This is a genomic window from Aeromonas sp. TW 6 (assembly GCF_013168745.1).
GTDB lineage: Bacteria > Pseudomonadota > Gammaproteobacteria > Enterobacterales > Aeromonadaceae > Aeromonas > Aeromonas caviae.
Genome location: NZ_JABERS010000023.1, coordinates 60246 through 68553, shown reverse-complemented (window position 1 = coordinate 68553; position 8308 = coordinate 60246). Strand labels below are relative to the sequence as shown.

The window sequence follows — 8308 nt, the reverse complement described above, 5'->3', positions numbered from 1 at the left end:
AGCAGTTCAAGTTACCCGCCCGCCGAGAACGAAGTTACCCAAGGTGCATCAAAGCCAAACCACAGAAGTATGCGACGAGAAAACCTAGTAAAAACAATGCCAGTCAGGCTTAACTGACTGGCATTAGGGCCTTGGGCCCTCTTTTTCATGGGCGCCGCACAGAGTCCGGCGACCAGGAGAGCAAGATGACCCATGAGGCCGAGCAGGATCGGATGGTTGCCCAGCGCCGGGAGTGGGACAAGCAGAGCATCTACCTGCGGCGGCGGCTGGGCGATCCCCCCGGATCTGCGACCTGATCCCCGGATGGCCGGTGCCCGCCGGCCTGATCGCGCCCCGCTTTTATCCCTGATCTCGAGATCTCGCTCTGGTTGGCACCTTTATTGCTTCAAGCCAGTCAGTGTCAATGATTTGTCTGGGAAGGGAAGATGGAAATTAGCGCAAGCAGCCTGATGCAAGAGATGCAGGCCCTCAAGGTGGAAGCCGGTGCCACGCCGTTGACCCAGCCCGGTCGTCCGGTCAGCTCGGATTTCGGCCAGATGCTGCAACAGGCCCTGGACAACGTCAACGAGTTGCAGGGCACCGCCAACGATCTGCGTACCCGCTTCGATCTCGGCGACAAGTCGGTGGATCTCTCCCAGGTGATGATCGCCGGCCAGAAATCCTCCATCGCCTTCGAGGCGACGGTGCAGGTGCGCAACAAGATGGTCGATGCCTACAAGACCATCATGAACATGCCGGTGTAACTCGGGCCCATGGCGACCGAGCATCATGAAGATGTCAGCAACAAGGACATAAACCGTGGCAACTGATCAAAACGGCGATCTGCTGATCAACAACGAGGGGGCGGCCGCCCTCGACGAGCACGAGCAGAAGAGCTCGGCGCTGGGCTTCCTGTCCAACACCGATGTGTTGCGCCAGATCACCCTGATCCTGGGGCTGACCATCTGCCTAGCCATCGCCGTCTTCATCCTCTTGTGGGGCAAGGAGCCGGAGATGCGTCCCCTCGGCACCTTCACCACCCAGGAGCTGGTCTCCACCCTGGATTACCTGGATCAGCAGAAGATCCCCTATCAGGTGGATGGCAAGAGCGTGCTGGTCAGTGCCGAAAACTATGCGGACATCCGGTTGCGCCTGACCCGCGCCGGTCTGGCCAACAACAGCGACGCCAGCAACGACGGCGAAGCTATCCTGCTCAAGGACTCCAGCTTCGGCGTCAGCCAGCGCATGGAGAGCGAGCGCCTGAAACTGAGCCGCGAGCGCCAGCTGGCGAGCGCCATTGAGCAGTTCCAGAACGTCGCCAAGGCCCAGGTGCTGCTGGCCATCCCGAAAGACAACGTGTTCGCCCGCAACGAACGCAAGCCCAGCGCCACCGTGGTCCTGAGCCTCAAGGGCAACGCCCTGGGCCAGGGTGAGGTGGACTCCATCGTCGACATGGTCGCCTCCGCCGTTCACGGTCTGGAGCCGACCCGCGTCACCGTGACCGACCAGAACGGTCGCCTGCTCAACTCCGGCTCCCAGGATCCCCTCTCTGCCCAGACCCGCAAGGAGTTTGCGATGCAGCAGAAGCAGGAGCTCGAATACAAACAAAAAATTGACGCCATCCTGATCCCGGTGCTGGGGGCCGACAACTATACGGCGGAGGTGGATCTCTCCCTCGACTTCTCCCAGCAGGAACAGACCCGCAAGACCTACAACCCGGACCTGCCGGCGGTGCGCTCCGAAATGACCATGGAAGAGAACAGCGCCAGCGGCAGCAACGGCGGGGTGCCCGGCGCCCTCTCCAACCAGCCGCCCGCCGCGTCCAACATTCCCGAGCAGGCTGCCGGCGGGGAAGGAACCGCCTCTTCCGGCCGTTCCCGCAAGGAAGCGACCCGCAACTTCGAACTGGACACCACCGTCAGCCACATCCGGCGCCAGCAGGGCGGCATTCGCCGCATGACGGTGTCGGTGGCGGTGGATTACAAGGCCATCCCCGGCGCCGACGGTGCCGTGACCCGGGAAGCCCGCAGCCAGGCCGAACTCGATACCCTGCGCCGTCTGCTGAGCGGCGGTCTGGGCTTTGACGTGACCCGGGGGGATACCCTGGAGGTGGTCGCCATTCCGTTCAACCGCCCGGAACTCGAGACCGTTGCCGACATTCCTCTCTACGAGCAGCCCTGGTTCTGGCGCGCGGTGCGCATCGCCGCCTCCGTGCTGGTCATCATAGTGCTCATCGTCACCGTGGTGCGGCCCATGCTCAAGCGCCTGCTCTACCCGGACGCCAAGCCGGAAGGGGAGCTGGACTTCGACAACCACACCGTGCTGGGTGGCGACGACGAACTGAGCCTGCTGGCCGCCCAGGCCGAGGCCGAACCGGTATTCGGTCTGCGGGATGGTCAGCTCAAGCTGCCTGACCTGCACCGTGACGAGGATCTGCTCAAGGCCGTGCGCGCCCTGGTAGCGAACGAACCTGACCTGGCCGCCCAGGTCATCAAAGAATGGGTAACCAAAGATGCCTGAAGAGAATAAAAGCCAGGTCACCGGCAACGACATCACCGAAAGCCAGCGCCTGATCCTGGATCAGATGGGCGGCATGGAGATGGCGGCGGTGCTGATGCTGAGCCTCAACGAGGAGGACGCGGCCCAGATCTTCCGCCACCTCGAGCCCAAGCAGGTGCAGCGGCTCGGCATGTCCATGGCCTCCATGTCGGATTTCAGCCACGATCGGGTGGCGGCGGTGCATCGTCAATTTATCGACGACATCCAGAAGTACACCAATATCGGCATCGGCAGTGAAGACTTCGTGCGCAAGGCTCTGGTGGCGGCGCTCGGGGAGGACAAGGCCAGCAACCTGGTGGATCAGATCATCCTGGGCTCAGGCGCCCGTGGCCTCGACTCCCTCAAGTGGATGGATGCCCGCCAGGTGGCCAGCATCATCCAGAACGAGCACCCGCAGATCCAGACCATCGTCCTCTCCTATCTGGAGCCGGAGCAGTCCGCCGAGATCCTGAGCCAGTTCCCGGAGCAGGTGCGCCTGGATCTGGTGATGCGCATCGCCAACCTCGAAGAGGTACAACCGGCGGCGCTGCAGGAGCTCAACGACATCATGGAGAAACAGTTCGCCGGTGCGGCCGGTGCCCAGGCGGCCAAGATGGGCGGCCTGAAGGCGGCGGCCAACATCATGAACTACCTGGACACCAACATCGAAGGGCAGCTGATGGACTCCATCCGCGAGTCGGACGAGGAGATGAGCCAGCAGATCCAGGATCTGATGTTCGTGTTCGAAAACCTCATCGACGTGGACGATCGGGGCATCCAGACCCTGTTGCGGGAAGTGCCCGGGGATCTGCTGCAACGGGCCCTCAAGGGGTCGGACGACCAGATGCGGGAAAAAGTATTCAAGAACATGTCCAAGCGGGCCGCCGAGATGCTGGCGGATGACCTCGAGGCCATGGGGCCGATCCGGGTCTCCGAAGTGGAGGCCGCCCAGAAGGAGATCCTCTCCACCGCGCGCCGCCTGGCGGATGCGGGCGAGATCATGCTGGGGGCGGGTGGTGGCGAAGAGTTCCTCTAAGTCATGGGCCATGGAATGTGCGATGATGTCGGCCCCTGTACCCGGCCCTCGATAGGAGTCTCTTCGGCACATGAATGACAAGAACAGCAAACTGCGCGGCTATCTGAGGCCCGAGTCCGACACGGCGCAGATTGAGACCTGGGGCTGGCCAGAGATGGAGACCGAAGCCGAGGTCGAGACCAATGCCTTGGGGCTGGCTCCTGACTGGTATCGTCAGGAGCAGGCCGATGCGGCCCTGCCGGAAGAACAACCCGAAGAACCCGCCCCCAGCATCACCGCCGAAGAGGTGGAGGCGATTCGTCAGGCCGCCTGGGAAGAGGGGATGCGCGATGGGCGCGAGGCCGGTTTTGCCAAGGGGCTGGAAGAGGGCAAGCTTGAAGGCTTGCAGCAGGGCCACCAGGCCGGGCTGGAGCAGGGCAAGGAAGAGGGCCTCGCCATGGGGCGGGAGCAGGTGGAGCTGGAGATAGCCCGCTGGCAAGCCCTGGTCTCACGCCTGGCCACTCCCCTTGGCGAGATGGACGAGGCGGTGGAGCAGCAGCTCATCGCCCTGGTGCAACAGCTCGCCCGCGCCCTCATCCGCCATGAGGCGCAAACCTCCCCCACGCTGCTGCTGGAGGCCCTCAAGCAGGGGTTGGCCCTGCTCCCTGCCGCCGAGCAGGGGGTCACCCTGATGCTGCACCCGGAGGATGTGATCCGGGTAGAGGCCGCCTTTGGCGCCGAGGAGTGCGCGAGGCGCCACTGGCGGCTGCAAAGCGAGCCCACCTTCTCCCCCGGCGATCTGCAACTGGCCACCGAGCTTTCCAGCATCGATCTCACCCTCTCCGGGCGCATCGATCAACTGCTGCGCAACTTCCTGCGTGACAACGCGAGCTGAGCCATGGCCCGGTTCGAACCCGTCGTGCAGCGTCCTGCTGACGGCATCATCAGGCACTCATCGTCGGAGGCGACATGACGGCACCCCTTCTTGATCGGCTTAAAGGCTACCGGGTTCGCGAGCAGGCCCCCATACCACCGGTGGCAGGCAAGCTCACCCGGGTGGTGGGGCTGACCCTGGAAGCCATTGGCTGCCGCGCCGCCATCGGCTCCCTGTGCCGCATCGATACCCAGGATGGGGCCCTGGAGGCCGAGGTGGTGGGGTTTGCCGGGGATCGCCTGTTCTTGATGCCGAGCGAGCAGCTCAAGGGGGTCATTCCCGGCGCCCGGGTGGTGCCCGTCACCGAAGATCACGGCATTCCGGTGGGCATGAGTCTGCTTGGCCGGGTCATCGATGGCATCGGCCAACCTCTGGACGGGCTCGGCCCCATCCTCTCGTCCCAGACGGTGCAGTTCGCCCAGCACCGCATCAATCCTCTGGCCCGTCGCCCCATCCATCAGCCCATGGACGTGGGGGTACGGGCCATCAATGCCGTGCTCACCGTGGGCCGGGGTCAGCGCATGGGGCTGTTCGCCGGCTCCGGTGTCGGTAAATCCGTGCTGCTTGGCATGATGACCCGGGGCTCGGTGGCGGATGTCGTCGTGGTGGGCCTCATCGGCGAGCGGGGCCGGGAGGTGAAGGAGTTCATCGAGGAGATCCTCGGCGCCGAGGGGCGCGAGCGCGCCGTGGTGGTGGCCGCCCCTGCCGATGCCTCGCCGCTGATGCGCCTCAAGGGGTGCGAGACGGCGCTCGCCATCGCCGAGTATTTCCGCGAGCAGGGGCTCAACGTGCTGCTGCTGATGGACTCCCTCACCCGCTACGCCCAGGCACAGCGGGAAATTGCACTGGCGGTGGGGGAGCCGCCGGCCACCAAGGGCTATCCCCCCTCGGTGTTTGCCAAATTGCCGGCGCTGGTGGAGCGGGCCGGCAACGGCAGCGACGGCCAGGGCTCCATCACCGCCTTTTTCACCGTGCTGACGGAGGGGGACGATCTGCAGGATCCCATCGCCGACGCGGCCCGGGCCATCCTTGACGGTCACATCGTGCTGGCGCGGGAGCTGGCGGATGCGGGCCACTATCCGGCCATCGACATCGAAAAATCCATCAGCCGGGTCATGCCCATGGTGACCTCACCGGAGCACATGGAGCTGGCGCGCACCTTCAAGCAGTTCTACTCCCTCTACCAGCAGAACCGGGATCTCATCACCATCGGCGCCTACAGCCAGGGATCGGATCCGCGCATCGACCGGGCCATCATCCAGAAACCCTATCTGGATCAGTTCTTGCAGCAGAAAATGCGCGAGGTCATTCACTACGATGAAGGCCTGCAATCCCTGCAACTGGTGGCCATGCCCCTGATGCGTTGACCGGTGGAGAGCCCTTATGAGTAAAGGATTGACGTTGCTGGCGAGTCGGCTGGAGGAGGCCGAACAGCAGGCCGCCATGGCGCTTGCCAAGGCCCAGCAGGATCTCAAGCTGTTCATGGATCAGCAAAACGCCCTCAACCAGTACCGCCAGATCTACCACCAGCAGTGGACGGAGCGCGGTCTGCAGGGGATCAGCCCCCAGCAGAACAGCCAGTATCACGCCTTCATCAACAAGCTCGAAAACGCGGCGACCCAGCAGTACCAAGGGGTGTTGCAGGTGCGCGAGGCGCTGGCCGAGTGCCGCACCCAGTGGCTCGAAGCCCAGCAGCGGCGCAAGGCGGTCGAGCTGCTGCTGGAGAAGAAGGCGGACAAGGTGCGCCAGAAGGCCCAGCGCCAGGAGCAGAAGATGCTGGATGACTACGCCATCCTGCGTCGTTATCACCAATCTGGCCTGTAATTTGCTTTCTTCCGGTCATGCGAGGCCGATGGGCCAAGCCATGACCGCACGTGCGGCCGTCACCGAATCGTCGTCAGGGATCCCAGCATGATACAGACCCCCTTGATTAGCACTCTCCCCCAGGCGCCTTCTGCCGATGGCAGCGCCACCCTGCTGGCTCCCACCATTGGGGGCGAAGGGGGCGTGCAGCCGTCAGGCGAGGGCAAGGCCGCCTTCTCGCAAGCCATGGCCATGGCCCAGCTGATGGGCAAGGCGCCAGCCAGTCAGGGCAACCCACCGCTCCAGGGCCCCGCCGAGGGCGCCCGGGAGGGGCTTGCCCCGGCTGCCAAATCTTTGGCGTCTGACGAGCCCGCCACCGAGTCCGCGTCTTCCTCGAAGGGGGCGGACGACGAGGGGGAGCTGCCTCCCGACGACTTCCTGCAACAGTTGCAAGCCTCCCTGCGCCAGGATGTGAGCCTGGTGGTGCCCCCGACATCGCCCGCCATGGCCGGTGAGGCGGCGGTGCCTGTGGACGGCAACCCCTTGCCGCCTGGCGCCGCAGCGCCTGGGATGGCAGAGGGGGTGGGAATGGCGAAGGACGTGGGGATGGCAGAGAGCGTGGAGGCGGCAGAGGGGAGCGCCTCCCTGCCGCAGATGACGCCAGAGCGTCAGCAGGAAGGGAACAAAACGAAGGCTGCTCCCGGTGCGGCCCAAGGCGCCAGCGCCGTGCCAAGCGGTCAGGGTGCTCTGCCGCTGGGGGCGGAAGAGCCCCCCTTGGCCGATGACACCGCCGTGGCCGACCAGGGCGGGGTGACCCGCCAGCCCATGGCAGGCAAGGGAGCGGAGCCGGATGCCAAGGGGGGTGAGCCCCCTCTCTCGGGTCAGGAGCGTGCCGCCCTGCTCGCCAAAGTGGTGGCAGGAGAAAACGCCCAGGCTCCCACTGTCACCCGGGCTGACTCATCGCAAGAGGCACAGGTGACCGATCCCCTGGCGTCGGCCGGACAGAGGACTACCGCTTCCCGTGCCGCCAGCGCCTATGGCGATGGCGTGATCCGGACGGTGGCGCAGGGGCCTGCCCCTGCAGCCACACCGGAGTCCGCTCCGCCCGCGACGGCGGCCGGGGCAGAGAAGGACGCCCCTGTCGCCGGTGAGGCCAGACAGGCTGAGGCCGCGAGCGGGCAGGGAGCCCGTGCAGGGGCCGAGACTGCGGTGAATGCAGGGAGCAGCCAGCCCGTGACGACGGAGGACCCGGCCCCCGTGCAGGTGGCGCCGCAGATCCTGGCCCGTCACGAATCCCAGGGGGCACAGGCCCCCCTGACGGCCCTCTCGGCGGGCCTGGACCAGATGGAGAGCGCCCCCGTGGTGGTGGCCGGCGCGACCGTGTCGGTGAAGCCCGCGGTGGACAAGTCCCGGCTCGATGAGCTGGGCAAACAGTCGGGGATGGAGGTCAAGGGCAGTGAACCCGCCGAGGGGAGCCAGCCTTTGCATCAGGCCCAGAGCCAGGTCGGCGAGAACAGACCGCTGGCCGAGGCGACCGTCAGACGGGAGCCCCAGAGCCTGCCCCACCTCAAGCTGGCGACCCCTGAGGCCCCCGAGCAGCTGCACCACAAGGTGAACCTGATGCTGGCGGACAAGCTGCAACAGGCGGAGATCCAGCTAGACCCCCTGGGGCTTGGCAAGATGAAGATCCAAATCCAGATGGATGCCTCCAGCCAGGCCAGCGTGCACTTCGTGGTGCAGCATGGCCAGACCCGTGAGATGCTGGAGCAGGCCATGCCGCGCCTGCGCGACATGCTGGCAGGGCAGGGGATCCAGCTCGGCCAGACCGTGGTGCAACAACAGGCGCAGCAGCAAACCTTCCAGCAGCAGGGGCAGTCATCCTCCCAGGGTCAGTCCGGTTTCGGTGACCAGGGGCGACAGGGGGGAAATGGTGGCGGCAGCGATGGCAGAGAGGCCGAGGGGAGCGCTCGCAACCTCACGCTGCTGGTGGAATCGGCAAACGATGCCGGAATCGATTTCTATGCTTGATGCATTCTTAA

The 8308-nt window shown here is 65.2% G+C and carries 7 protein-coding genes; all 7 read left to right on the top strand.

Annotated elements, in window-relative coordinates; genetic code table 11:
• Positions 1-425: 425 nt before the first annotated feature.
• The 7 genes from fliE (at position 426) to HKD46_RS12885 (ending at position 8297) form a co-directional block, all read left to right on the top strand.
• Entirely contained in the window at positions 426-743 is a 318-nt protein-coding gene (fliE, locus tag HKD46_RS12915) for a flagellar hook-basal body complex protein FliE (protein ID WP_029314161.1), read from the top strand.
• A 55-nt stretch (positions 744-798) separates the two neighbouring features.
• Entirely contained in the window at positions 799-2499 is a 1701-nt protein-coding gene (gene fliF, locus HKD46_RS12910) for a flagellar basal-body MS-ring/collar protein FliF (RefSeq protein ID WP_041212623.1), read from the top strand.
• Entirely contained in the window at positions 2492-3553 is a 1062-nt protein-coding gene (gene fliG / locus HKD46_RS12905; RefSeq protein ID WP_010673917.1) for a flagellar motor switch protein FliG, read from the top strand. Before fliF ends, fliG begins: the two co-directional genes overlap by 8 nt.
• Before the next feature lie 70 nt (positions 3554-3623).
• Positions 3624-4427 (top strand): flagellar assembly protein FliH, encoded by an 804-nt coding sequence (gene fliH, locus HKD46_RS12900; protein WP_161469829.1) that lies wholly within the window; start codon positions 3624-3626, stop codon positions 4425-4427.
• Between the two features lie 74 nt (positions 4428-4501).
• Entirely contained in the window at positions 4502-5833 is a 1332-nt protein-coding gene (gene fliI / locus HKD46_RS12895; protein ID WP_029314163.1) for a flagellar protein export ATPase FliI, read from the top strand.
• Positions 5834-5849: 16 nt separating this feature from the next.
• Positions 5850-6290, top strand: a complete 441-nt coding sequence (gene fliJ / locus HKD46_RS12890; protein ID WP_039039911.1) for a flagellar export protein FliJ — start codon at positions 5850-5852, stop codon at positions 6288-6290.
• 87 nt (positions 6291-6377) lie between these two features.
• Complete coding sequence (locus tag HKD46_RS12885) at positions 6378-8297, top strand: flagellar hook-length control protein FliK (protein WP_171865500.1); 1920 nt, start codon at positions 6378-6380, stop codon at positions 8295-8297.
• Positions 8298-8308 lie beyond the last annotated feature (11 nt).